Origin of the sequence: Thiovibrio frasassiensis (assembly GCF_029607905.1) — a bacterium.
Classification (GTDB): domain Bacteria; phylum Desulfobacterota; class Desulfobulbia; order Desulfobulbales; family Desulfurivibrionaceae; genus Thiovibrio; species Thiovibrio frasassiensis.
Window position 1 is genome coordinate 1545872 of sequence record NZ_JAPHEH010000001.1, and the last position, 22533, is coordinate 1568404.

22 protein-coding genes are annotated in these 22533 nt (G+C 56.9%); 8 read left to right on the forward strand and 14 right to left on the reverse strand.

Annotated features, from left to right (window positions below; genetic code table 11):
• Window positions 1-7: 7 nt before the first annotated feature.
• The 7 genes from OLX77_RS07345 (at window position 8) to OLX77_RS07375 (ending at window position 5924) form a co-directional block, all read left to right on the forward strand.
• The gene (locus OLX77_RS07345) at window positions 8-1045 is read left to right on the forward strand and encodes a DNA-directed RNA polymerase subunit alpha (protein ID WP_307632943.1); all 1038 of its coding nucleotides are present in this window, start codon (window positions 8-10) and stop codon (window positions 1043-1045) included.
• Window positions 1046-1064: 19 nt separating this feature from the next.
• Entirely contained in the window at window positions 1065-1460 is a 396-nt protein-coding gene (gene rplQ, locus OLX77_RS07350) for a 50S ribosomal protein L17 (RefSeq protein ID WP_307632944.1), read from the forward strand.
• 231 nt (window positions 1461-1691) lie between these two features.
• A complete protein-coding gene (thiF, locus tag OLX77_RS07355) occupies window positions 1692-2501 on the forward strand; it encodes a sulfur carrier protein ThiS adenylyltransferase ThiF (protein WP_307632945.1) in 810 nt (269 codons plus the stop codon).
• Window positions 2502-2702, forward strand: a complete 201-nt coding sequence (gene thiS / locus OLX77_RS07360) for a sulfur carrier protein ThiS (RefSeq protein WP_307632946.1) — start codon at window positions 2502-2504, stop codon at window positions 2700-2702.
• Between the two features lies 1 nt (window position 2703).
• Window positions 2704-3471, forward strand: a complete 768-nt coding sequence (locus OLX77_RS07365) for a thiazole synthase (RefSeq protein WP_307632947.1) — start codon at window positions 2704-2706, stop codon at window positions 3469-3471.
• A 3-nt stretch (window positions 3472-3474) separates the two neighbouring features.
• Complete coding sequence (gene thiH, locus OLX77_RS07370) at window positions 3475-4596, forward strand: 2-iminoacetate synthase ThiH (RefSeq protein ID WP_307632948.1); 1122 nt, start codon at window positions 3475-3477, stop codon at window positions 4594-4596.
• Window positions 4597-4634: 38 nt separating this feature from the next.
• Window positions 4635-5924 (forward strand): IMP cyclohydrolase, encoded by a 1290-nt coding sequence (locus OLX77_RS07375; RefSeq protein WP_307632949.1) that lies wholly within the window; start codon window positions 4635-4637, stop codon window positions 5922-5924.
• A 69-nt stretch (window positions 5925-5993) separates the two neighbouring features.
• Here OLX77_RS07375 and OLX77_RS07380 read toward each other — a convergent pair whose 3' ends face one another.
• The 14 genes from OLX77_RS07380 to OLX77_RS07445 form a co-directional block, all read right to left on the reverse strand.
• Window positions 5994-6692 (reverse strand): ABC transporter ATP-binding protein, encoded by a 699-nt coding sequence (locus OLX77_RS07380; RefSeq protein WP_307632950.1) that lies wholly within the window; start codon window positions 6690-6692, stop codon window positions 5994-5996.
• Between the two features lie 5 nt (window positions 6693-6697).
• A complete protein-coding gene (locus tag OLX77_RS07385) occupies window positions 6698-7900 on the reverse strand; it encodes an ABC transporter permease (RefSeq protein ID WP_307632951.1) in 1203 nt (400 codons plus the stop codon).
• Entirely contained in the window at window positions 7900-8943 is a 1044-nt protein-coding gene (locus OLX77_RS07390; protein WP_307632952.1) for an efflux RND transporter periplasmic adaptor subunit, read from the reverse strand. The genes OLX77_RS07385 and OLX77_RS07390 overlap by 1 nt, the downstream gene beginning before the upstream one ends.
• Window positions 8944-8965: 22 nt before the next feature.
• Entirely contained in the window at window positions 8966-10228 is a 1263-nt protein-coding gene (locus OLX77_RS07395; protein ID WP_307632953.1) for a TolC family protein, read from the reverse strand.
• Complete coding sequence (locus tag OLX77_RS07400; protein WP_307632954.1) at window positions 10225-10857, reverse strand: TetR/AcrR family transcriptional regulator; 633 nt, start codon at window positions 10855-10857, stop codon at window positions 10225-10227. The genes OLX77_RS07395 and OLX77_RS07400 overlap by 4 nt, the downstream gene beginning before the upstream one ends.
• Before the next feature lie 384 nt (window positions 10858-11241).
• On the reverse strand, window positions 11242-12132 hold the full coding sequence (locus tag OLX77_RS07405) for a flagellar motor protein MotB (RefSeq protein ID WP_307632955.1): 891 nt from the start codon (window positions 12130-12132) through the stop codon (window positions 11242-11244).
• The gene (gene motA, locus OLX77_RS07410; protein WP_307632956.1) at window positions 12114-12980 is read right to left on the reverse strand and encodes a flagellar motor stator protein MotA; all 867 of its coding nucleotides are present in this window, start codon (window positions 12978-12980) and stop codon (window positions 12114-12116) included. Before motA ends, OLX77_RS07405 begins: the two co-directional genes overlap by 19 nt.
• 84 nt (window positions 12981-13064) lie before the next feature.
• The gene (locus OLX77_RS07415; protein WP_307632957.1) at window positions 13065-13730 is read right to left on the reverse strand and encodes a PilZ domain-containing protein; all 666 of its coding nucleotides are present in this window, start codon (window positions 13728-13730) and stop codon (window positions 13065-13067) included.
• 125 nt (window positions 13731-13855) lie between these two features.
• Window positions 13856-15130, reverse strand: coding sequence for a Ni/Fe hydrogenase subunit alpha (locus OLX77_RS07420; RefSeq protein WP_307632958.1), 1275 nt, complete (start codon window positions 15128-15130; stop codon window positions 13856-13858).
• Window positions 15127-15945, reverse strand: a complete 819-nt coding sequence (locus tag OLX77_RS07425; protein ID WP_307632959.1) for an NADH-quinone oxidoreductase subunit B family protein — start codon at window positions 15943-15945, stop codon at window positions 15127-15129. The genes OLX77_RS07420 and OLX77_RS07425 overlap by 4 nt, the downstream gene beginning before the upstream one ends.
• Window position 15946: 1 nt before the next feature.
• A complete protein-coding gene (locus OLX77_RS07430; protein WP_307632960.1) occupies window positions 15947-16849 on the reverse strand; it encodes an FAD/NAD(P)-binding protein in 903 nt (300 codons plus the stop codon).
• 3 nt (window positions 16850-16852) lie between these two features.
• Window positions 16853-17890 (reverse strand): 4Fe-4S dicluster domain-containing protein, encoded by a 1038-nt coding sequence (locus tag OLX77_RS07435; protein WP_307632961.1) that lies wholly within the window; start codon window positions 17888-17890, stop codon window positions 16853-16855.
• 114 nt (window positions 17891-18004) lie between these two features.
• Window positions 18005-18814 carry a septal ring lytic transglycosylase RlpA family protein gene (locus OLX77_RS07440; protein WP_307632962.1) on the reverse strand — a complete coding sequence of 270 codons (810 nt, stop codon included), beginning with the start codon at window positions 18812-18814 and terminating at the stop codon, window positions 18005-18007.
• Window positions 18811-20322 (reverse strand): hypothetical protein, encoded by a 1512-nt coding sequence (locus OLX77_RS07445; RefSeq protein ID WP_307632963.1) that lies wholly within the window; start codon window positions 20320-20322, stop codon window positions 18811-18813. Before OLX77_RS07445 ends, OLX77_RS07440 begins: the two co-directional genes overlap by 4 nt.
• Before the next feature lie 441 nt (window positions 20323-20763).
• On the opposite strand from OLX77_RS07445, the gene pyrG reads away from it, so the two are divergent.
• Window positions 20764-22419: a CTP synthase gene (gene pyrG / locus OLX77_RS07450; protein WP_307632964.1), complete on the forward strand. Its 1656-nt coding sequence runs from the start codon at window positions 20764-20766 to the stop codon at window positions 22417-22419.
• Window positions 22420-22533 lie beyond the last annotated feature (114 nt).

The following is a 22533-nucleotide window of genomic DNA, read 5'->3' on the forward strand; positions in this document are numbered from 1 at the left end:
AGAAACCATGACACTTGCGTCTGATCCGTTTTACAGAAATTGGCATGAGCTTATCATTCCTGAAAGACTGGAAGTAGACCAGGACAGCCATACAAAAAGTTTCGGCAAATTCATCTGTCAGCCTTTGGAGCGGGGTTTTGCCACAACTATCGGTAATTCCCTGCGTAGGATTCTTTTGTCCTCAATTCAGGGTGCAGCAATTGTTTCGGTAAAAATTGATGGCGCTCTGCACGAGCTTTCTACCATCCCCGGGGTTAAAGAGGATGTCACCCAGATCATCCTGAACCTGAAAGAAGTGCGTCTGAAACTGAATACTCCTGGCTCGCAGATCGTTAGAATCGAAAAGAACAAACTTGGCATTGTAACCGCAGGGGATATTACCTCCGGGGGCAAGGTTGAGGTGATGAATCCTGACAAGGAGATTTGCACCATCACCGGCGAGGGTGTTTTTAAGGCCGAGTTTGAGGTGAAATGGGGCAAGGGATACGTTCCCGCCGAGAAAAATAAGGCTGAAGAGCAGGTGATCGGGGTAATACCCATCGATGCTATTTTTACGCCGATTGTGAATGTGAAGTCTTTGGTTAGCCAGGCTCGTGTAGGCCAGCAGACCGATTATGACAAGCTGACCCTGGAAATCACCACCGACGGTAGCGTGAAACCAGAAGACGCTTTGGCGTATGCCGCCAAAATCATGAAAGAACAGTTGCAGGTCTTTATCGCTTTTGATGAAGAATCTGTTGAGCCTGCCGTTGATGATGCCCGTGTAGACAATCGGTCACCTGTCAATGAGAATCTCTATCGCAGCGTAGAGGATCTGGAACTTTCAGTCCGTTCAGCGAATTGCCTGCGTAATGCTGATATCCGTTATATCGGCGAACTGGTCCAAAAATCAGAGGCAGAGATGCTGAAGACCAAAAACTTTGGTCGTAAATCTCTTAATGAGATCAAGCAGTTGCTGTCAGAGATGGAGCTTTCGCTTGGTATGAAATTAGATGGCTGGGAGCCTCCTGTCGTGTCAGACAAGGTGTCTGACGAGCAGTTATAAATCCGGGAAGAGGGTAGTTATGAGACATAGAAACGCAGGCAAAAGACTTGGCAGGACAACATCCCACCGCCAGGCCATGGTTCGCAATATGGTTACCTCTCTGTTAGAGCATGAGAGAATTGTAACCACCACCCCCAAGGCCAAGGAAGTTCGCAAGGTGGCTGATCAGATGATAACCTTGGCCAAGCGTGGTGACCTTCATGCCCGCCGGCAGGCGTTATCCTTCATTCAGGATAAAAAGGTTGTTGCCAAACTTTTTGACGTCCTCAAAGATGAGTACATGGATCGTAATGGCGGGTATACCAGGATTATCAGAACCGGCAATCGTCTTGGCGATGCGGCTGAGATGGCGATCCTCGAGTTGGTCAATTACAGTGAAGTGAAACCGGTAAAAGCGGAAAAAGTAGATAATTAATTTTCTGCCTGTTTGTGAAAATTCAAAGCTGGCTTGAACGTTCTGTTCAAGCCAGCTTTTTTTTGTGGAAAACTTTGGGGATACATCTCCGCTATTTCCCACAATCAGTTGCTCCTGCGCGGATTGTCTGGCCATGATGTCGCGTGGCCGAGGCAAAAAAACATACCATCGAGGAAGCCTGTCGGTTAGTATTATAACTTTTGCAGAGTTTGTTTAAAAGGGCATCATGGCATGCTGCGGGTAAATGAAAAAGATGTTTCCTTCCAAGCGGGAATGACTCTTGCCGACTTGGCAAGGGGGGCTTACGCTGACGCCGACATTTTGCTCGTGAACGGCTACCCGGCTACCTTGCAAACCGTGTTGTTCGATGGCGACCAATGTTGGCTGTGGCCGCGGGGCAAGGTGCCTTCCGCGGAAGAGATGCGCCATATCCTCTATGCTCGGCACAGCCCGGGCGTGCAGGCCCGCCTTCAGGAATGCGTGGTCGGGATCATGGGGTTGGGAGGCCTTGGTTCGGTGGTGGCCATTGCTTTGGCGCGCATGGGCATCGGCGCCCTTCTCCTTGCCGACTATGATGTGGTGGAGCCCACCAACCTCAATCGGCAGCAGTATTTTGTTGATCAGATCGGGCAGAAGAAGACAGCGGCGCTGCGGGACATTCTGCAGCGGGTCAATCCCCATGTCGCTTTGAATGTCATCGACCAACGGCTTGTTGAAGACGATATCCCCGTATTGTTTAAAAATGTGCACGCCCTGGTGGAGTGTTTCGATGATCCGGCCATGAAGGCTGCGGGATTGCGGGCCGCTCTGCAGCATCTCCCCGGGGTTTTTTATGTGTGTGCCTCCGGGCTTGCCGGCTATGGCGAAAACAATGCGATTCGGACCAGGCGGTTGTATCCGCGGGTATATCTGGTTGGCGATGAGATAAGCGCTGCGGCGCCGGGAGAGGGGCTTATGGCCGCCCGGGTTGGGATTGCCGCTCATCATCAGGCGAACCAGGTGGTCCGTCTTCTCTTGGGCGCGGAAAATGAGGCTGAGTAGATGAAGGTTCTCTGTAACGGCGAAGCTCTGGAAATTGCCCCCGGGTCCCGGGTGATTGATTGTCTGAATAAGCTCGGCCTGGACCCCCCTTCGGTGGTGGTTGAGTGTGACGGGAAGATTCTGACCCGGGAAGAATATGGGAGCCATGCATTGCAGGATGGCTCTGTCCTAGAATTGATACGGTTTGTGGGGGGCGGTTGAGATGTTGACCATTGCAGGGAGAAAATTTCGCTCACGGCTCTTCGGTGGTACCGGTAAGTTTTCTTCTCCGGAGGTCATGAAGGCAGCGCTTGAAGCCTCGGGTTGTGAAATGGTCACTGTCGCTCTGCGTCGCATTGACCTCAATAATCCGGCTGATGATATCATGCGCGTGCTGGACCGTGACCGCTACCTGTTTCTGCCCAACACCTCAGGGGCCCGGGATGCCAATGAGGCTATGCGCTTGGCCAGGCTGGCCCGGGCATCCGGCGGCGGGGAGTGGCTCAAGCTTGAGGTGACTCCCGACCCGAGAACCCTGCTGCCTGACCCTATCGAGACTTTGAAGGCCACGGAAATATTGGTCAAGGAGGGGTTTAAGGTCCTGCCCTATATGAACGCCGATCCGATTCTGGCCCTGCGTCTTCAGGATGTGGGGGCGGTAGCGGTTATGCCCCTGGGTTCGCCCATCGGCACCAATCAGGGGGTACTGACCCGATTCCAGATTGAGATCATCATTTCGCAGGCGCAGGTGCCGGTTATTGTTGATGCTGGGCTCGGTGCCCCTTCGCACGTGGCCGAAGCCATGGAGATGGGGGCCGATGCGGTGCTGGTCAATACGGCTATTGCCGTGGCCGGAGATCCGGTGCGTATGGCCCGTGCCTTTGCCATGGCGGTGGAGGCGGGAAGAATCGCCTATGAATCAGGTCTTGGCGCGGTGAGCAAGGATGCTGCCCCCTCTTCGCCCGAGGACGGGCTGGGATTTTTGCGCTAAGCCATGTTTACTATTCCCGAATTTCCTGCATTGCAGGAGGCGGTCAGTCGTGCCACCGAGGCAGAGATCGTGCAGGCTCTGCACTCCGAGCGTCCTGGGCTGGCAGGGCTGGCTGCCTTGCTGTCGCCTGCGGCGGAGCCGCATCTCGGTGCCATGGCCAAACGCTCCGGTGCCATCACCAGCCAGCGTTTTGGCCGGACTATCCAGGTCTATGCGCCGGTGTATCTCTCGAGTTTTTGTGCCAATCGTTGCGCCTATTGCGGGTTTTCTGCGGACAACATCATGGAAAGACGGGTCTTGACCTTTGCCGAGGCGGAAAGGGAGGCCATGATCCTGCACCAGCGAGGATTCAACCATCTTCTTCTTGTTTCCGGGGAGGCCCCGGCCAAGGTTGGCGTGGACTATCTCGAAGAAATTGCCTTGCGGCTGCGCGATCGCTTTGCCGCCTTGTCCATCGAGGTGCAGCCTCTGGCGACAGAAGAGTATGCTCGGCTTTTTCGCGCCGGGATCACCTCGGTGGCGGTGTATCAGGAAACCTATGACCGGGAGATGTATAAGCAGGTGCATTTGGGCGGGCCAAAGGCTGATTTTGATTATCGGTTGGAAAGTCCGTCCAGGGTCGCGGCCGCCGGCATGCGGGAGGTGGGAATCGGCGCCTTGCTTGGTCTTTCCGACTGGCGGGCGGAAGGGCTTGCCCTGGGCCTCCATCTTGCCTGGTTGCGCAAGCAGTACTGGCGGACCGGACTCACCGTTTCTTTTCCGCGTATGCGTCCGGCCCAAGGGGAGTTTAAGCCGCTGCAGCCGGTGAGCGAAAGAAATCTCAGCCAGATGATCTTTGCCCTGCGGATGTTTGATCCGGATGTCGGCTTGTACCTCTCCACCAGGGAGGAGGCCCGATACCGCGACGGCATGATCGGTCTCGGCCCTACCCGCTATTCGGCGGGCTCGTGCACCGCGCCGGGCGGATACGGCCAGGAGGATGCGGGCGGGGAGCAGTTTGAGGTCGGGGATAGCCGGAGTCTTGCCGAGGTGAGCAGTGCTATCCAGAAGAAGGGGTTTGACCCGGTCCGCAAGGATTGGGATGCTGTTTTTCAAATACGAGGAGACGGGCAGCAGGCTGCCTGAACGATAGGCGTAACCAAAAGGAAGGAGGGGTGAACCCAATGGCAGATCTGAAAAAAATGTACACCACCATTCTTGGTGACCACTTTCCCATGGAGATGAAAATCACCTTTGGCGACCAGGAACTGGTCTACCGGAAGAAGACCTGGAAGATCGTGGCTGAGGACGGCAGCGTTGATGAGCGGGGCGTGCGCTACGGCGAGAACCCTGATCAGGAGGCGGCTCTCTACGAATTGATCAATGGTAATTTGGTGCTGGGTGATTGTCGGTTCATTGAGCCGGGCAAGGGTCTGGTGAGCGGAATCAATGTTGAGGACATGCTCCAGGTGGGCAAGCATCCCGGCAAGATCAACCTTACCGACATCGACAACGGTTTGAACATTATCAAGTATCTCATGGACCGTCCGGCCGCGGTGATCCTTAAGCACAACAACCCTTGCGGTGCAGCCTGCGGGGATACCCTGGCCCGCGCCTACGATCGGGCCAATCGCGCCGACCGCATCGCCGCCTTTGGCGGCGCGGTTATTCTCAACCGGCCCTGCGACAAGGAAACCGCCGAGCTTTTGAGCAAGAACTATCTGGAAGTGGTTTGCGCTCCGGAATTTGAGGCGGGAAGTTTGCAGATTCTCGCGGCCCGGAAAAATTTACGGGTGGTGCGGATCAGTCGCATCGACCGGCTTGCCGAGTATGAAAAATACCGTTATGTCGATTTTAAGAGCCTGATCGATGGCGGTCTCATTGTTCAGCAGTCGGCGGTGAACTCCATCCGTTCCGTGGCCGATCTGAAGCCGGCGGTGAGTATCTCAAAGGGCCAGGAGTACAAGGTGGAGCGCGAGCCCACCCAGCGGGAGATCGACGACATGCTTTTCGGCTGGGCCGTGGAGCATGGGGTTACCTCCAATTCGGTCATCTATGTGAAGGACGGCTGTACGGTGGGTATCGGTACCGGCGAACAAGACCGGGTCGGCGTGGCCGACATCGCGGTCTATAAGGCGTATACCAAGTATGCCGACATCCTCTGCTTCGACACCTTTGGCATCCCCTATGCGGATATGGTCTTGGAGATCGAACAGGGCAAGCGGAAGAAAGCGGATCAGGAGAAGATCGACGGACAGACCAAGGCGGACAAGGCCGGGCTGCCCGGCTCGGTGATGATCTCCGATGCCTTCTTTCCGTACCGCGATGGCGCCGATGTCGGGATCCGCCAGGGGGTTTCCGCCATTCTTCAGGCGGGCGGCTCCATGCGTGATTTCGAGACGATCCAGGCCTGTAACGAGGCGAAACCACAGGTGGCCATGAAGTTCACGGGGCAGCGTTCCTTTAAGCATTAAGCAAACAGCAGGACATATAAAAAAAGCCCGACCTGAAAAGGCCGGGCTTTTTTATGTTGAGCGACTCAACTACACATGGTTCCTCTTCTCGTCAACGATGCGGCCGTCACTGAAGGTAAAGATCCGGTCAAACCCTTCCACCATCCGCTGGTCGTGGGTGACCACCAGAATGGCGGAGTTGTTCTCCACCGCCAGTTTTTTCAGCAGACCCATGACGTTCTTGCCGTTTTCCGTGTCCAGGGCCGCCGTCGGTTCATCGGCCAGGATGACCCGGGGCTGGTTGGCCAGGGCGCGGGCGATGGCGGTGCGCTGCGACTCGCCGCCGGAGAGCAGGGAGGGATAATGGTTGAGGCGGTGGCCGAGCCCCAGACTTTCCAGAAGCTCAATGCTCCGTGTCCGTGCTGCCTTCGCGCCGACTCCGTTGTTCTCCAGAGCGATCATCACGTTTTCCACGGCGGTGAGAAAGGGAATCAGGTTGTGGGCCTGGAAGATGAATCCCAGTTTTTCCCGCCGGATTCGCTTGAGGTCGAGCCCGGCCGGCCAACCGTCCTTGGCGATCAGCTCTCCGTCCAGCACTACCTTGCCGCGGGTCGGCTCGGTGACCAGGCCGATGGTGGTGAGCAGCGTGGTCTTGCCGGAGCCGGACGGGCCGAGGATAGCCACCAGTTCTCCGGGCGCCACAGCGAAGGTGGCATCGGCCAAGGCCACGACCTCGGTATGGCCTTGGCCGTAAATCTTGGTCAGGTTTTCAATCTGTACCGCATACATCTGCTTCATCCTCCCAAGGCTTCGGCCGGTTCGACCCGCAGGGCTTTGCGGATACCCACCAGGCTTGCGCCGATACAGATCAAAATCACGATGCCGAACAAAAGCTGCAGGTCGATGGGAACCAGATCCAAGCGGCGGGGAAACTTGTCGCGGGTAAGGGCAATCAGGGTGAAACCGATAACGTAAGCGATCACTCCCATGAGCAGCGATTGCTGGAGGATCAGCCCGACGATCACCCGGTTTCTGGTGCCGATCAGCTTGAGGGTCGCGATCACCCGCAATTTATCCAGGGTCATGGTGTAGATAATCAGCGAGATGATAACCCCGGAAATGACGAGGAGGATGGCCCGGAACAGGCCGAGCTGCATCTTGGCTTTTTTGATCATGCCCTCGGTGAGAATGTGCTCCTGGTCTTTGCCGGTCAGGGGGCGGAAGTGGTTCCAGCGGCTGATCCTATCTTGCACCAGGGCCAGATCCGCGCCGGGTGCAAGGCGAGCCACCACGGTATTGACGATATGGGTCGAGCCGGCAATGCGCGCGATCTGCGGGGTGAGCTGGCTCGCCTGGTTCGGGGACAGTAGGGGCAACCGTTCGATCTGGCCGGAAAGCTTTTCCCGGGAGTTGCGAATGGCGTTGTTGTCATCCTTGAACTGGATCTTCTGGGCGTCGGGCAGGGTCACATAGGCTACGGGATCGCCGGCCGAGGAAACCATTTTGGCCGTATGGCCGACTATCGTATAGTCATCGCCCCCCAATCGCAATTTCTCCCCCAGGCCAATCTTCATGGCCCGGTCCACTACGATTTCGTAGTGTTTCTGCCGGATAGGCCTACCGGCGACGATGGAGGGGGGGCCGCCCATGCCTGCTAATTCGTACCCGACAAGGAAGAAGCGAAAGGGCTGGCCATGCCGTTCGCTTTGGATATTTTGAAAAGAGAGGGCAGAGGCCTGTCCCACCCCGGGAACCGCCCGAATCCGGTACTTGATCTCCTCGGGAATGCGGGAGGTGGCGGCAAAAGGGCCGCTGGTGTCCTGCTGCACGACCCAGATGTCTGCGGCCGTGGCGTTGAGGATGCCGGTGGCGTCGGTGAATAAGCCCCGGTAGATGCCGCTCATGCTCATCACTACTCCGAGCAGCAGGCCGAGGCCGAGGCAGGTCTGGATGAAGCGGCTTTTTTGATGCCGGATGTCGCGCAGTGCCAGATTCATTAGCGTACCCGGACCTTCTGCCCTTCAGTGAGTAACGACATTTTTTCGGGAGGCGCTAGGGCGATGGCTTCGTTGCCGGTAAGTCCCGCAGTGATTTCGATCATCCCATGACTGTCTTCAATGCCGGTGGAGACTGCTCGAAAGAGGAGACGGTTGTTTTCCACCACCCAGACGCCGCGCTGTTTTCCCTTGTTTGCCAAGACGGTATTGGGGATGGACGGAGCGTCTTTTCTTGCCCCTGTCGTAATCAGCACCTCGGCCTGTTCTCCCAGGCGGAAATTTGCCACGGGTGGGGTGAAGGCCACATCCACTTCAAGTTCCTCGGTGACCCGGTCGCTTTCCCAGGCAAGTCGTGCCACCTGACCGGGAAATTTTTCCCCGGGCGCGGAACGGAGGGTGATGGTTGCCGACTGTCCGGGCGTAAGGCCCTTGAGCTGCGATTCGTCCACATTCGCTTTTACCCAGACGGTTTCCGGGTTGGCCAGCAGCAAAATAGGCAACCCCGCAGTCACCGTGGCTCCGGGTTCAAGCTCCCGGCGGATGATAATGCCGTCTTCCGGCGCCACAATGGTGGCGTCATCCAAACGGGAGCGGCTGGCGACCACCGCCTCCTTGGCCAACAGGAATGCGGTTTCATACTGCTCCGCCTCCTGCAGCGAAACCAGTTCCTTGGACGCCAGGGCCTTGAACCGGGCGGCATTTTTTTTCGCCAGCGCCAAACTTGCCTTGGCCTGTCGATTCTGGGCCTGCAATTCGCTGAGGTCCAGTTTTGCCAAGACCTGTCCTTGCTTGACCATGTCTCCCTGGTCAACGCTGACCTCGGCAAGCCGCCCGGTTATCTTGCTGGCGATGTTGACCACAACCTTGGCCTCCACCGTGCCGTTGCCATAGACCTGGGCGATGAGATCACGCTGTGTAACACGTACCGTTTGAATCTTGGTTGGGCCCAAAACCGTGAGCCGCAGAAGAAGACCACCGGTCAGGATAACGGCCAGGGCCAAAAGATATTTTTTTGGTATTTTCAGCATCGTCGGTGCCTGCATCCTTTTTCTCCTCAATCCGGAGCTATTGTTTGCCCAGGGCACGGTCCAGCCGAGCCTCGGCAATTCTTTGGTCGTATCCCGACTGAATCTGGGCGGTTTCCGCATTCAGGGCCTGGGCTTGCGCATCAACGGCTTCGATCATTGTTCCCAACCCTTCCCTGTAGCGCTCCATGGCCAGCCGCTGGCTTTCCTGGGCTGCGATCATCTCCTTGCTGCTTGCGCCAAAGCGGGCCTGTGCTTCGGTAATTCCCAGCCAGGCGGATTCAACCTCTTTGGCGATCTGCAGCTGCAGATTTCTCTGTTGCGCCTCCACGCCACGGATGGCGGCATTGGCCTCATGCACCTGTTCCTTGGTGGCGAATCCGGAGAAAATGGGCAGGGTGAGGTTGACCCCCAGAGCCCAGACCTCCCCTTCCGGAAGCATGCTTTGTGCGGCCTCGCCATAGGTTGCCGTGCCGGAAAGAGTGGGAAGATAGCCGCTGCGGGCGGAGCGCAGAGATCCTGAGGCCGATTTTTTAAGGGAAGCGAGTCGTTTGAGTTCGCTCCTGTTGTGCAAGGCCTCCTCGCACAGGCTGGCAAGATCTTGCGGAGCGGGGGCAGGGTTGATTTCCGGCTCAGCAAGGGGGCGGTCTTCCAGCGAGGTCATCCCCATGGCGTTTGCAAGTTCCAGGCGGGCCAAATTGCGGTTGTTCTCGGCCCGGATCAGCAAACTTTTACCCGCGTATAAGGATGCTTCGGTCCTGGCCACTTCGACCTTGGAGCGAATGCCGTGTCGGAAAAATTCTTCCGCCTGCCGGGATAATCCTTCTCGGGCAACAACGGTTTTCCGGCTGGCTTCCACCTGTTTTTCTGCGGCCAGGGCGAGATACCAGGCGGCTTTGACCCGAAAGGCCACATCCTGGCGGCTGAGCGTCACCCCTTCCGCGGCAGCGGCCGTGGCTCCGCGCGCCGCCGCAGTAGCGCCGGCAGTGCGGCCAAAATCATAGATGTTCTGTCTGACCACCACGGAGGTGGTGCTGACCTCGGTTTCCTTGATCCCGCCCAGAGCGGTTAAGAAGGTGTCACCCTTGTTCCAGTCGGCCGCGAGATTGATCTGTGGCCAGTAATTGGCCTTGGCCTGACCGAGTCTGGCCTCTGTGGCTGCGAGGTTGGAAGCCGCTTCTTCGATCTGGGGGTGATTTTTGTCCGCGATCGCTAATGCCGCCGCCAGGGTGAGCGGTTCTGTCGCATGGGCCTGAGCAGTGAGAATGATGGACAGGAGGAGAAAAACGAGGGTTTTTTTCATGTGGTTACCAGGGATATTTCCGGGGTGGCTGGGGAGGGCGGGACTTGAATGAGTCTCAAAAAATTATTCCACAGGCGTTCGGTCTCGGTATCCAGGCTGAAAGCGCCGCGGGTGATAGACCAGCGCAGGGCGGTGAACTGGATCATGCCAAGGAGAGTGATTGCTGTTTCCCGTGGCGCAATTGCGCAAAATTCACCGCTCTTGACTCCTGCGCCAATGAGATTGCTGAGGGTTTCGATATAAGCGGCCATCTTGCCCGCAATGGTTTGAGCAAGGTGCGGGTCTCCCAGATGGATCTCTTCGGAAAAAATGAATCGGGGCAATCCGGGGTTTGCGGCGATCAGGGCGGTGTGGGAACGGAAAATGACCTGGAGTTTTTCGAGGGCGGTTCCTTCTCCCGCCGCAATTCCCGCCGCCTTGCCCATTACCGCCTTGCTGATAAAATCTCCCAACGCCTGGAGAATTTCCTGTTTGCCCGTGAAGTGACGGTAGATGTTGGCGTCGCTCATCCCGGCCCGTCCGGCGATTTCGGTGATGGTGAGGCCATGCACCCCCTTTTCTCCAATAACCCCAAGCGCGGCCTGGATAATCTCTGCCCTGCGGATATGGGTGGTTTTTTTGGGCGGCATCGAGGCTCCTTTAAGTGAATGCTTATTTACATTATAAAAGTGCAGGGTCCTTGTCAAGTGGTTTTCCGGGGACAGGAGTTGGATGCTCTTGCTGAGCAAGTTGTTGAAATTGGAGCGTTTGAGGCTTCTGGAGGTCAGGTGGGGTATGGTGCTACTTTGTTTTTCAGGCGGGATCGATTCGATGGTGGCCGACAGCGAGAAAGCGGTGTGGTTCTCTCTCGCTCCCAGCGGTAGACAAATCCAAGGCTGGGTCGGAGCAGCAGAGCCTGCTGCATGGAGAAGAACAAGGTGGGAATGAATTTTAACCGCAAAAAAAAATATGGTCTGGAAGTCCTTGGTGTGAGGCGATCTGCCGATCGGTTCGCTCTCCAGATCGCCCGGTGCTCACTTCATCCGTGCGGGATGAACCTGAGGCGGGATTTGCGGGCTAATCTGGGCCGGAGTTTGCGTTTGTAAGGGAACCTGTGGCTGCGGCTGGGTTGCAGAAGGCGTGCTCTTTTTTTCCGGATAGAGGCGTAGGCTTATTCTTCGGTTGCGGGGATCAAAAGGGTTATCCTTGATGATCGGTTCCGTGGCGGCATAGCCCGAGACCCTCCGCAGGCGGCTTGAGGGGATGCCGTTTTTTTCCACCTCAACCCGGGCGGCGGAGGCCCTGGCCGTGGAAAGCTCCCAGTTGCCGAATTCCTTGTTTGCATAGCTCACCGCATCGGTGTGGCCTTCGATTTCAATGCGGCTTGAGGTGCTCTTGATGTTGTCGCAGAGCACCTTGAGGATTTTTTGGCCGCTGGCGGTCAAGGCGGTGCTGCCCAGGGGGAACATGGGGTTTCCCTCCTTGTCCATAATGTCCACCTTGACCCCGCCTTCAAAAACCTCGATGTGCACCTGATCCTTGAGGTCGGCAAGCCGTTGCTCAATCTCCTGTTGCAGCTTGTTTTTGAACTGTTCCAGGCCGGCGGGGCTGGCTTCGCCTTCAGCCTCTCCGGTGGCGGCTGGGGCTTGGGTCACGGTGATCTGGGCTTCGGAGGCGACTTGCTCCTTGGCGATAATTTCTGCACCGCCGCCGGCACCACCCTCGGCAAAGAGGCTGTACTCTTGGAAATAATGGGCAAGCTTCTCCTTTTGCGGTTTGGTGGTCATGTTCACCAGCCACATGAGGAGGAAAAAAGCCATCATTCCCGTCATGAAGTCGGCAAAGGCAACCTTCCAGCTACCGCCGTGAGCGCCGGCGCCCTGAACCTTTTTGACCTTCTTGATGATTATGTTTTTGTCTTCCATTTCTTGATGGCCTCCTCAGTCTCGTTAAAGGAGGGACGATCGTCTCCTGGGATGGCGCGTCGGCCGGCCTCAACGGCGAACTGTACCATGAAGCTGGTGGAATACGCGGCGAGCAGGGAGGTTTTGATCACCCGCAGATAAGCCTCGCGTTCATGGGCATGGTGTTCCAGCTTGCTGCCCATGGGTCCGACAAATCCGTAACAGGCGAGTACGCCAAAGAAGGTCCCGACCAGGGCAGCGCCGATATGGTGGCCGAGAATCTCGGCCGATTCGTTGATATATCCCATGGTGATAACAATACCTAAAACCGCAGCAACAATACCCAAGCCGGGGAGGGCGTCGCCTATTTTGGTTATGCTGTGGGCAGGGAGCATCCGTTCATGCTGGTTGGCCTCCAGATCGATCTCCATGAGATTGTCCAACTCGTAGGCCGGATAATTGGCGCTGAGCATGGTGCGCACTGTATCGCAGATGAAGTCCGCTGCCTCATGGTCCTTCATGATGGCGGGATATTTTTGAAACAGCGGGCTTTTATCACGGTCTTCTATGTCGGACTCGATGGCGACCAACCCTTCCTTTTTGATTTTGAAAAAGACGGCGTTCATCAGGAGCAACAGTTCAAGGTAATGGGCCTTATTCACGTGGGAATCGGCAAAGATGCTGCCGAGATGTGCGACAATGACCTTCAATGATTTGGCCGGCGAGGAAATAACCAGGCCACCGATAGCGGCACCAAAGATGATGATTACCTCGGCCGGCTGGAACAGGATATGGAAGTTGCCCTTTCCCATGGCGTAGCCGGTGATAACCGACCCGAGAACAATTGCTATGCCGATGATTGTTAACATGTTGGTATACGTTTCCCTATGGAATGCGTGGTGTGTTGATGTCGTTTGCCCGGCGGAGAATATTTTCTATGAAAAACGAAAAGATCATGGTTCCAGCCAGCGCTGACTCATAAGTTGTTCTTTTTGTTTCCTGAGGGCATAGGTGGCGATGGTGTCCTGGATGACCGGGCTTGTTGCGGCAAATTGGATAGCCACCTGATTGCCCCCCTCCGGAAGCGGGGTTGCCCGTGCTACCGAGCCGCCGACCACGACCCAGCAGGGTTGGTCCATGGAAAGCAGGATGTGCACCTCAACAAGATCTCCAGCCAAAAGCGGCTCATGGGAGGTAAGCTTGATTCCGCTGGCGCTTAGGCTTACCTCCCCAACCCGGGTTGCATCCTGCTGTCTGGCAATGAGATGGAAATCAAGGAGGCTGTCCAGCTTGGTGTTGATCTGGAGGAGCAGTTGGGTCATGGAGGGCTTGAGATCTTTTTCTTCATTGTATCGTGGCAGTTTGTAGAAATCAAAGAGGAGATCGAGTTTAGCGTTGGCCTCAAGAAGCATCAGGGCAAAGGAGGGATCGATTTCAGAGGGGTGCGACTTCAGCCCGCCTCCGAGCCTGCCGGATTCGGAAAGGGCCACGGGAATTATCCTGCCCACGGGCAGGACGCCGTTCTCGATTTTATGCACCGAGGTTGCCAGAAGATCATCGATCCGGAAGTTTTCTCGGCGATTTTCATCGTTGCTGTTTGTTGAACTGTCAGTTGGCATGCATTCAATCCTCTATAAAATACTCAACATCATACCCGGTTGCGGTAAATTTGGAATTATTTTTTGCGTGGGCAATGATGGTTGTTTGCTGAGAGATGGCGGAACCATGGCGCAAAACGAACAGACTAGTGCACAGAACAGGAGATGCAGGGATCGTAAGCCCGCACCAGCATCTCGGCCAGCAGCTCGATTTCCCGGTCTTTTTTTCCGGCTTTGGCATACTGGCTGGCCAGGGCCTCGATGTCGTGCAGAATGTTGGCGTGGTTTTGGCTGGTGGGGATAACGCAATCCGCCTTGATGACCTTGCCCAGGCTGTCAAATTTATAATAATGATAGAGAATGCCCCGGGGGACCTCCACCGCGCCGACGCCTTCCCCTTTCTTCGCGTGCACCGGTTGGCGTGGTTCCTGCCAGGGGGTGCCCAGCAGGGTGTCGATCAGATGGACGGAATCAAGGACCACGTGCACGCATTCCACCAACTGGGCGACATTGCCCATATACGGATTGTGGTTCACCGGTTCAAGGCCCAAAGAAATCGAGATCTCCTGGGCTGCGGGATGGAGGAGCGGGAAGTTGTTGTTCAATCGGGCCAGAGCACCAACGGCCAAGGAGGGGCGGGACAATCTGCTCAGTTTGGAGGTGAAGCCTGTCTTGCAGTATTCGTTGGTCATGGCCCGGTACTGGTGTTCCTTTTTCAAGACGCCATCTGTGGAGACAAGCGCGCCGCCGATAAAGGGATAGTTCGTCTCGCCCTTGAGGGAGACGAATTCTGTTTCCCGGCTGAAATCAGGGATGGCAAAGGTCTTAAACAGCTCGGCCGAAGCGAGCAGATCGGAAACGGAGGACAGCAGCCGCTGGCGGATCGTTTCCAGCTCCGCTTTTTCCGGGAGCATGGTAAAGCCGCCCACCACAGTTCGGGTCGGGTGCAATCGTCTGCCGCCGATAATGTCGCAGGCATCGTTGGCCAGCAATTTGAGGCGCAGGGCCTGCTGCACGACCTGCGGATGGGTCTTGGTCAGGGGAAGCACGCTGCCGGTGCCGAGAAAATCGGGGGCGGCCAGAAAATAGAGATGCAGGATATGGCTCTGCAGGGTTTCCATGTGCTTGAGCAGGAGCCGCAGGGTCGTGGTTTGGGCCGAGGGGGTGATGCCAAAAGCATTTTCCACCGCCCGGATGCTGGCCAGGGTGTGGCCGATGGAACAGATCCCGCAGATCCGTCCGCAGATATAGGGCGCGTTCTCCCAATGCTTGCCCACCAGCATGGCCTCGAAGAAACGCGGGGTCTCGACCACCTCCCATTGCGCCTTTTTGACCACCCCGTTCTTGATGCTGATGCGGATGTTGCCGTGTCCCTCCACTCGGGTCAGGTGGTGGACATTGACCTCGCAGGAAAGCTTCATGGTTTTTTCCTTTTGCTCGGGGTCTTTTTTCCCCGGGAACGTATTGTCTCAGTAAAAGAGGCAAAGCCCCCGAAACATTCCAAGCGGTCGAGCAGGGTCTCGCTGCTAAAACCATAGGTGCGCATAATCTCTTCCAGCTGTGTGAGGTTGGCTGATTCCGCGGGGCCACGGCACCCCCAGCATCCCCTGCGGTTGCTGGTGCACCAAGCGTCGCAGCCTGCCCGGGTGATCGGGCCGAGGCAGGGCTCCCCGAGCTCGAACAGGCAGATGTTTTCGTTGGCCTTGCATTCCATGCACACCGGGTATTCTGGATGGTGCACCGCCTTGCCCAGCACCAGATTGGTGACGATTCTTTCGACCTCCTCTTTCTTGATGGGGCAGCCGAAGATCTCGAGGTCCACCCGGACAAAATCTGCGAGGGGATGCACCTCCATGCTCTCGATGGGAAAATCGCCGTAGACTTCCTTTTTTACCCATTCCAGATCGCGGAAGCGGTTTTTGAGCTGGTTCACCCCGCCGAAGCAGGCACAGGAGCCGAGGGCGACCAGGATCTTGGCGTTCTTGCGGATCTCGCTGAGTCGGGCGATCTCATCCTTGCGGGTGACGCTGCCCTCGACAAAGGCGATGTCGTAAGTGTCGGCGCGCTCGCTCATGCCTTCGCGGAAATTGACGATCTCCACCAGATTGAGAAAATCAAGGAGGGTGGCTTCGTTGTTTAACAGCTGCAGTTGGCACCCCTCGCAGGAGGAGAGTTCGAAGAAACCGACCTTTGGCCGGGTAAGGGGGACGCCGAGGTAGGAGAGTTGTTCGCTCATCTCAGATCGCCTCCTTGAGGTTCATCACCGACCAGTAGTCAAAGACCGGACCGTCCAGGCAGGTGTAGGTCGAGCCGATGTTGCAGCGGCAGCATTTGCCCCGGCCGCAGTGCATGCGGCGTTCCAGGGAAACGAACATCTTCTGCATGGGCAGTCCCGCTTCGGTGAGCATCTTGCAAACGAAATGGAACATCACCGGCGGCCCACAGACAATGGCATAGGTGTTCTCCCGCAGGCTTGTGGCTTGACTGATCCGTTCCTGCAACAGCTCGGTGATCAGGCCGGTGCGCCCCTGCCAGCTTGTGTCCGCCCGATCCACGGTGATGCCGAGGTTGATGTCGAAGCGGCGCCATTCCTCGTACTGGTAGGTGAAAAGCAGTTCCGCCGGGCTCTTGGCGCCGTACATGATGTCCACTCGGCCGTATTTGCTTCGGTTTTCCAGCACAGACAAGAGGGGGGAGCGCAGGGGAACGATGCCCAATCCGCCGCCGATGAGTAAGATGTCTTGGCCTTGCATTTTTTCCAGGGGGAAAGAGGTGCCGAACGGTCCGCTTATCCCCACCCTGGCGCCCCGCTCCAGGCGGGCGAGAAAATTGGTGAGATTGCCCACCGCCCGGATGCATAGTTCAAGGTCGCCGCGCCGTACCGGGGAAGAGGAGATGGAGAAGGGCGCTTCGCCGATCCCCGGCAGCTCCAACATGACGAACTGGCCTGGGCGAAAGGAAAAACGGTTCCTTTGGCCGGGATCGATGATCTGGATCTGGTAGAGTTTTTCGTTCGTGGTGAGCTGGTAGATGTTGGTGATCTCGGCGGGTAGGGTGTACTCGAAGCTACTTGGGTCTTCCTTGCGGCGAGAGTCTGGGTTTTGGCCGAGAATGTCGATGAAATTGAGCTTGTTCTGCATGGTTTACTCCCTGCCCCGGACGCTGGCGATAACCTCCGGAGGGGTGATGTCGGCAAGGCAGGCTGAACCGCAACGGCCGCAGCCAACGCAGAGTGATTCTTCAAAGGCCTCAACGAAGCCTCGGTGTTTATGGTAGTAGCGGTATTTCAGACGGCTGGCGCTGGTCGGGCGGAAGTTATGATTGCCGGCCACCTTGGCAAAGTCGATGAGGTTGCAGGAGTGCAGGGACCTTGTCTTGCCGGCGTGTTTCAGGTCCAGGTCCACATGCTCCTCAACCCCATAGCAGTAACAGGTGGGGCAGACATTGGCGCAGGTCCCGCAGGAAAGGCATTTTTTGCCCCAATCATCCCAGGCTGGGGATTCAAATTCGAGGTCGAGGATCTTGGTGAGATCCGAGGTTTCCACGCTGGCCGTGTAGTGCTTGTTTTTCTCGCTGGTTGCCTGCTTGTAGAGGCGGAGATCTTTGGCGCTGGGATCCTTGCAGTTGATCTGATTGAGCAGGTCAAAGGCCGTGGCGGAGAGGATCTCGGCAAAATAAGTGCCCCCCAGATCGGTGAGAAACAGGTCGAAGCCGTGGATGGCTGAGTCTGTTCCCATGGAGCGGCAGAAACATTGGGGCTCCGGGGTGCAGTCCAGCCCGATGATGAAGAGATTTTTTCGTTTCCCCATATAGTATGGATTTGGGTAGGCGCTTTGCGCCAGCACCAGATCCAGCTTGTTTAGCGCATTGATGTCGCAGGCATGCATGCCGAAGAAAACCAGGGAGCGGTAGACGTTGAGGTCGACATGCTTTTCCCAGCCGTCACGGGCTACGGCAAAGGTGGACAATGTTTCGTGGTAGGGGAGGACAAAGCGCTTGGGCGAATGCACCGTCTGGGTGTAGTCAAGGGCAAGGTCGTTGAAGTCGTAGACCACGTCGAAATCAAAGAGGGGCTTGCCGTTGCGGTCGTTTCCCTTGGCCACGGGACCGACGATGATGTTGACGGCCAGCAGCTCATAGAGGCGGGCGAGTTCCTGTTTTTTGAAAACCTTGAAAATCATGACAGCCCTCTTCGGCGGAGTGGGGAGCAGTACGCCTTTCGTTAAAGAGAAAGTCCCATGTCTATGGGATATAACGATTGGCTTTAAGCTGTCAAGCAATTGTCCGCGGGGAAGTTATCTCGCCACCACAAACGCCTTGGAGAATCCGGAACCAGCCATGGTCTGCTCCATCTGTTTGGCCTGCGCCAGAGTGGTCCCGGCCTTGACCTGGACGCGGTAGAAGATCTGATCCCCTCGGTCGTAGCGGACGGTTTCTGCCTCTCTGCCGCCGCGGTTCATTGTGTCCTTCAAACGATCGGCATTCTTCTGGACGGTGAAGGCGCCGATCTGGACAAAGAAATCACCCTTTTGAAAATCTTCGTGGGGTAGGAAGCGGGTTGCCGTTTTGTTGTCGGCAAGCTGCACGGTTTCCGCCTCGCCCAAGGCGGTGATTCGGACCTTACCGGTTCCTTCCTTCATGATGCCGAGATCCCTGGCCACATTGTAGGAGAGATCAATGATTCTGGTCCCCACGAAGGGGCCGCGGTCGTTGACCCGCACCGTGGTGGTGCGGCCGTTGTCGAGATTTTCCACCAGGAGCCGGGTGTTCATGGGCAGGGTTTTGTGGGCCGCTGTCCAGTCATACATATTGTAGGTCTCGCCGTTTGAGGTCTTGCGGCCGTGGAAAGGATTGCCGTACCAGGAGGCAATGCCGGTTTCGCTGTAGCCCTCGGCGGAAGGCAGCGGATAGTAGGTCTTGCCCTCAATCTGGTAGGGCCTTTGTGTTCCGGGGATGCGCCCTGATTTGGGTGTGGTCCTGGGGGGGGAAGCGCTCTTTGACGGCGGGGTGCTTTGGAGCACCGTGGTGCAGCCGGAAAAGGCAAAACCGCACAGGAGCAGGAGGGCAAAGGGGAAAACTCGCAAGGGAAATCTGGCGTAAATCATTGTTTCGTCTCAGGAGGGAGGTTGGGTCTGAGCCGTTCGTTGTAGAACGCCCCGGCCTTGCCAACGGTATGCGGGGTGTAGGGGAGATAGCGCCGGTGCGCCGGCTCCACCCCCAGATTGTCGAAGAGAACCTTTTTGTTTGCGTCAAGCATGGAGAGATGCAGATCCAGAATGGGCCGGAAGATGTGGAGCATGCCATCCGGCCCAACCCCGATCAGAGGATTTTCCCAGCGGCGCAGCTCATAGCCCTTGAGCCACAGGCTTGGGCTTGGCGTGCCGGTGATCTTGTCCCGCAGGGAGGGTCCTTGCGGCGCAGGGTAGTCCAGCTGTTCCTCCACCTCGCGGCTGCCTTGCACAAGGAGCCTGGACCAGGCTGGATGTTCGGGATTATCGGTGCGGAGCAGATGGGTGGACTGATCGTTAAAGGTCCACTGGCTGTGGCACACGGTGCAATGCACCTTTTTTTCGTACTGCTTGTGGGCCGGATGCACAGGTTGGGGAACGATGAGTTTTTTGCCGCTCAGCCGGGTGAAAAGCACCAGCCGGCCCGCCTCAGCCTGCAGGTTGCTCAGGGGCAGGGGTAACCCTTTGCGCCAGCCGTGGCAGGAAAGACAGGTTACCGGTTTTTCTTTTTTCGCACCACCGCCGTGCTTGCCCATGAGTTCCGTGCCGGAGTGGCAATCGATGCAGGCCATCCCTTTCTGCTGGTGGATATCCGGGGCCAGCTGGTGGAACTCGACCCCGTAGGGCCGGGTTTCGCGGCCATCGGTGCGGTAGGGGGTGCGGTACTCCAGATTGAAGTCGTGCTCAAAGCGGCCATAATAGTCACTGCCCACGAAGTTGCCGTAATGGCAGTGCAGGCACTGGCTGTCCGGTGGCGATTTGACAAAGTTGTGGCTGGTCATTTTGCCATTGGCGAATGTCAGGTGGCAGGCGGCACAGCCAGTCCCGCGAACCGTTTCCGGATACCCATCGCCGGAACTGTACACATGGCAGCGCAGGCAGCGGCGGCGCAGCAGGTCGTCGGCCAGATCGAGCGGGGAGATGATTGATTCGTGGAGCGGGATTTCCGTGAGGGAACCAAGGGGGGCTTGGGCGCCAAAGACGGTCCGTACACGGTTGACCTCTTTCTGCAAGGTGAAATGAGCGGAGGCGGTTGTTGCGGCTACTTCTGCGGGGTGACACTTTCCGCAGCTTTGTTGCAGATGATCAGGGTGTGCGGGTCGGGGGATGAGGTCGGCATGGGCCAAATCCCGTTCGTTTGTTTGGTCATTGCCCTTGTGGCATTCGGGGCAGGCGAGGCTGTGCGCCCTATTGAGTTCCATGGGGTGGCAGCCTTGGCAGCCGATCGGGGGACCAGTAGTGTCCGCGGTTTTGGCGGCGGCGGCTGTCTCCTGGGCCTGGCGGTCTCCGCAGCCGTGAAGAAGCAGGACAATCAGGGCACAGAGAACAACGGTCAATCCGCGGAATGAACGGCGCAAGAAAACGGTTAAAAACGGTGCGGTCACTCTTTCTGCATGTCCAAGAACAGGGAGGGGCCGAGTGTTGGAACAGCATCGTTCGCGGTGTATTATGTTGGATTGTATATTTTTCATTTTTTTGCTCTTCTGCGCCACTCTACCCGATTTACTGCCATTCAAAAACCCCCATTGCACGCATAAAGGTGACAATATTGTAACCTTCGGCAAACACAGGGAAAAGGCGGGGCAAAAAAAGGCATTTTCCCTTGGACAAAAGAGGGCGGAATACTGTATTTTAATGGGAATGTAATGCGGTCCGGTTGTATAGGGCTGTCGTTTTTGTCCCCCCTGTTGTTTGTCGATTGCTTGGTGGAATCCCGGCGCAGGCCTCGCTTCCCCTGGGTTGCGTTGCGGCGATGGGTTGCGTTGCGCATGCTGAAAACCATCCACCGTGTTTTTTTTCCTCTTTTACGAGACCGGCGCCATTTTATGAAAACTACCAATCAAACCCATCGGACCAAGTTCATTTTTATCACCGGAGGCGTTCTCTCTTCCCTGGGTAAAGGGCTGGCTGCCGCTTCCATCGGCGCCCTCCTTGAGAGCCGGGGGTTGTCCATCACCTTTCAGAAGCTGGACCCGTACATCAACGTGGATCCCGGCACCATGAACCCGTTCCAGCACGGCGAGGTCTATGTCACCGATGACGGGGCGGAGACCGATCTGGATCTTGGTCATTACGAGCGGTACACCTCCGTGGTTTTGGGGCAGCGCAACAATTACACCTCGGGCCGTATCTATCATTCGGTAATCAGCAAGGAGCGGCGCGGCGAGTACCTGGGCGGCACCGTGCAGGTGATTCCGCATATCACCGACGAGATCAAGACAGCCATCATGCAGTTTGAAGGTGAGGTGGATGTGGCCATCATCGAGATCGGCGGCACCATCGGCGATATCGAAGGGCTCCCCTTTCTGGAAGCGATCCGTCAGTTCCGCACCGACGTGGGTCGGGAAAACTCCCTGTACATCCACGTTACCTGGGTCCCCTATATCAAGACCGCGGGCGAGGTGAAGACCAAGCCCACCCAGCATAGCGTCAAGGAGCTGCGGGCCATCGGCATCCAGCCGGACATCCTGCTCTGCCGGACGGAGAGCCTGCTCAGCAATGAACTGAAGGCCAAGATCTCCCTGTTTTGTAATGTGGAGAAAGAGGCGGTGATCACGGCCCGCGATGTGGAGAATATCTATGAGGTGCCCCTCTGTTTTCACGACGAGGGACTCGACGACATCATCCTCAACAAGCTCAATATCTGGACCGGGGCGCCGCGTCTGGACGCCTGGCAGGAGCTGGTCGACAAGGTCAAGCATCCGAAGCGCGAGGTGGAGATCGGCATCATCGGCAAATACGTTGATCTGACCGAGTCGTACAAGAGCCTGCACGAAGCCTTGGTACATGGGGCTGTGGCCAATGAGGCCAAGGTGCGCCTCCGTTATGTGAGCGCCGAGGAGATCGAAGAGAAGGGGGCCGAGGGTTTGCTGGCCGGATGCCACGGGGTGTTGGTGCCGGGCGGTTTCGGCAGTCGCGGGGTGGCGGGCAAGATTCAGGCCGTGACCTTTGCCCGGGAGAAAAAGATCCCTTATTTCGGCATCTGCCTTGGCATGCAGCTGGCGGTGATCGAGTTCGCCAGACATATCGCCAAGATGAAAGACGCCGACAGCACCGAATTCAATCAGCTCACCAAGCATCCGGTCATCTACTTCATCAAGGAGTGGTATGATTACCGCACCGGCAAAATCCAGATCCGTGATGAATCCACGGCCTTGGGCGGCACTTTGCGGCTGGGCGCCTATCCCTGCAAAATGGTGCCTGGGACCTTTGCCCACACGGCCTATGGTACAGACGAGATCCAGGAACGGCATCGGCACCGCTACGAATTCAACAATGCCTTTAAGGACGAGTTGGTGAAAAACGGCCTCATCATCAGCGGCACCTCTCCGGACGAAAAGCTGGTGGAGATTGTTGAGCTGCCCGATCATCCGTGGTTTTTGGGCTGCCAGTTTCATCCGGAATTCAAGTCCGGCCCCATGAAACCGCACCCTCTGTTTACGAATTTTATCAAGGCAGCCCTGGAGAACGCCGGACTCTAAGGTAACTGTCCAGTAGCGCCGCATCTGCGTTGTCATCAGCCTGCTTATGTGCAACAGCACACTTCGCAGGCTTCTTCCTAGCATCTGCGGCACTACTGAACAGTTACAGTTTAG

Bases quoted from the DNA above. Each gene is read 5' to 3' on its own strand.
- OLX77_RS07390 (WP_307632952.1), bottom strand. From the start codon at position 8,943: ATGCAGGCACCGACGATGCTGAAAATACCAAAAAAATATCTTTTGGCC.
- OLX77_RS07440 (WP_307632962.1), bottom strand. From the start codon at position 18,814: ATGATTTACGCCAGATTTCCCTTGCGAGTTTTCCCCTTTGCCCTCCTG.
- rplQ (WP_307632944.1), top strand. From the start codon at position 1,065: ATGAGACATAGAAACGCAGGCAAAAGACTTGGCAGGACAACATCCCAC.
- OLX77_RS07385 (WP_307632951.1), bottom strand. From the start codon at position 7,900: ATGAATCTGGCACTGCGCGACATCCGGCATCAAAAAAGCCGCTTCATC.
- OLX77_RS07425 (WP_307632959.1), bottom strand. From the start codon at position 15,945: ATGAGCGAACAACTCTCCTACCTCGGCGTCCCCCTTACCCGGCCAAAG.
- OLX77_RS07430 (WP_307632960.1), bottom strand. From the start codon at position 16,849: ATGCAGAACAAGCTCAATTTCATCGACATTCTCGGCCAAAACCCAGAC.
- OLX77_RS07380 (WP_307632950.1), bottom strand. From the start codon at position 6,692: ATGTATGCGGTACAGATTGAAAACCTGACCAAGATTTACGGCCAAGGC.
- OLX77_RS07435 (WP_307632961.1), bottom strand. From the start codon at position 17,890: ATGATTTTCAAGGTTTTCAAAAAACAGGAACTCGCCCGCCTCTATGAG.
- pyrG (WP_307632964.1), top strand. From the start codon at position 20,764: ATGAAAACTACCAATCAAACCCATCGGACCAAGTTCATTTTTATCACC.
- thiF (WP_307632945.1), top strand. From the start codon at position 1,692: ATGCTGCGGGTAAATGAAAAAGATGTTTCCTTCCAAGCGGGAATGACT.
- OLX77_RS07375 (WP_307632949.1), top strand. From the start codon at position 4,635: ATGGCAGATCTGAAAAAAATGTACACCACCATTCTTGGTGACCACTTT.
- OLX77_RS07345 (WP_307632943.1), top strand. From the start codon at position 8: ATGACACTTGCGTCTGATCCGTTTTACAGAAATTGGCATGAGCTTATC.
- OLX77_RS07420 (WP_307632958.1), bottom strand. From the start codon at position 15,130: ATGAAGCTTTCCTGCGAGGTCAATGTCCACCACCTGACCCGAGTGGAG.
- OLX77_RS07400 (WP_307632954.1), bottom strand. From the start codon at position 10,857: ATGCCGCCCAAAAAAACCACCCATATCCGCAGGGCAGAGATTATCCAG.
- thiS (WP_307632946.1), top strand. From the start codon at position 2,502: ATGAAGGTTCTCTGTAACGGCGAAGCTCTGGAAATTGCCCCCGGGTCC.
- OLX77_RS07395 (WP_307632953.1), bottom strand. From the start codon at position 10,228: ATGAAAAAAACCCTCGTTTTTCTCCTCCTGTCCATCATTCTCACTGCT.
- OLX77_RS07365 (WP_307632947.1), top strand. From the start codon at position 2,704: ATGTTGACCATTGCAGGGAGAAAATTTCGCTCACGGCTCTTCGGTGGT.
- thiH (WP_307632948.1), top strand. From the start codon at position 3,475: ATGTTTACTATTCCCGAATTTCCTGCATTGCAGGAGGCGGTCAGTCGT.
- OLX77_RS07405 (WP_307632955.1), bottom strand. From the start codon at position 12,132: ATGGAAGACAAAAACATAATCATCAAGAAGGTCAAAAAGGTTCAGGGC.
- OLX77_RS07415 (WP_307632957.1), bottom strand. From the start codon at position 13,730: ATGCCAACTGACAGTTCAACAAACAGCAACGATGAAAATCGCCGAGAA.
- motA (WP_307632956.1), bottom strand. From the start codon at position 12,980: ATGTTAACAATCATCGGCATAGCAATTGTTCTCGGGTCGGTTATCACC.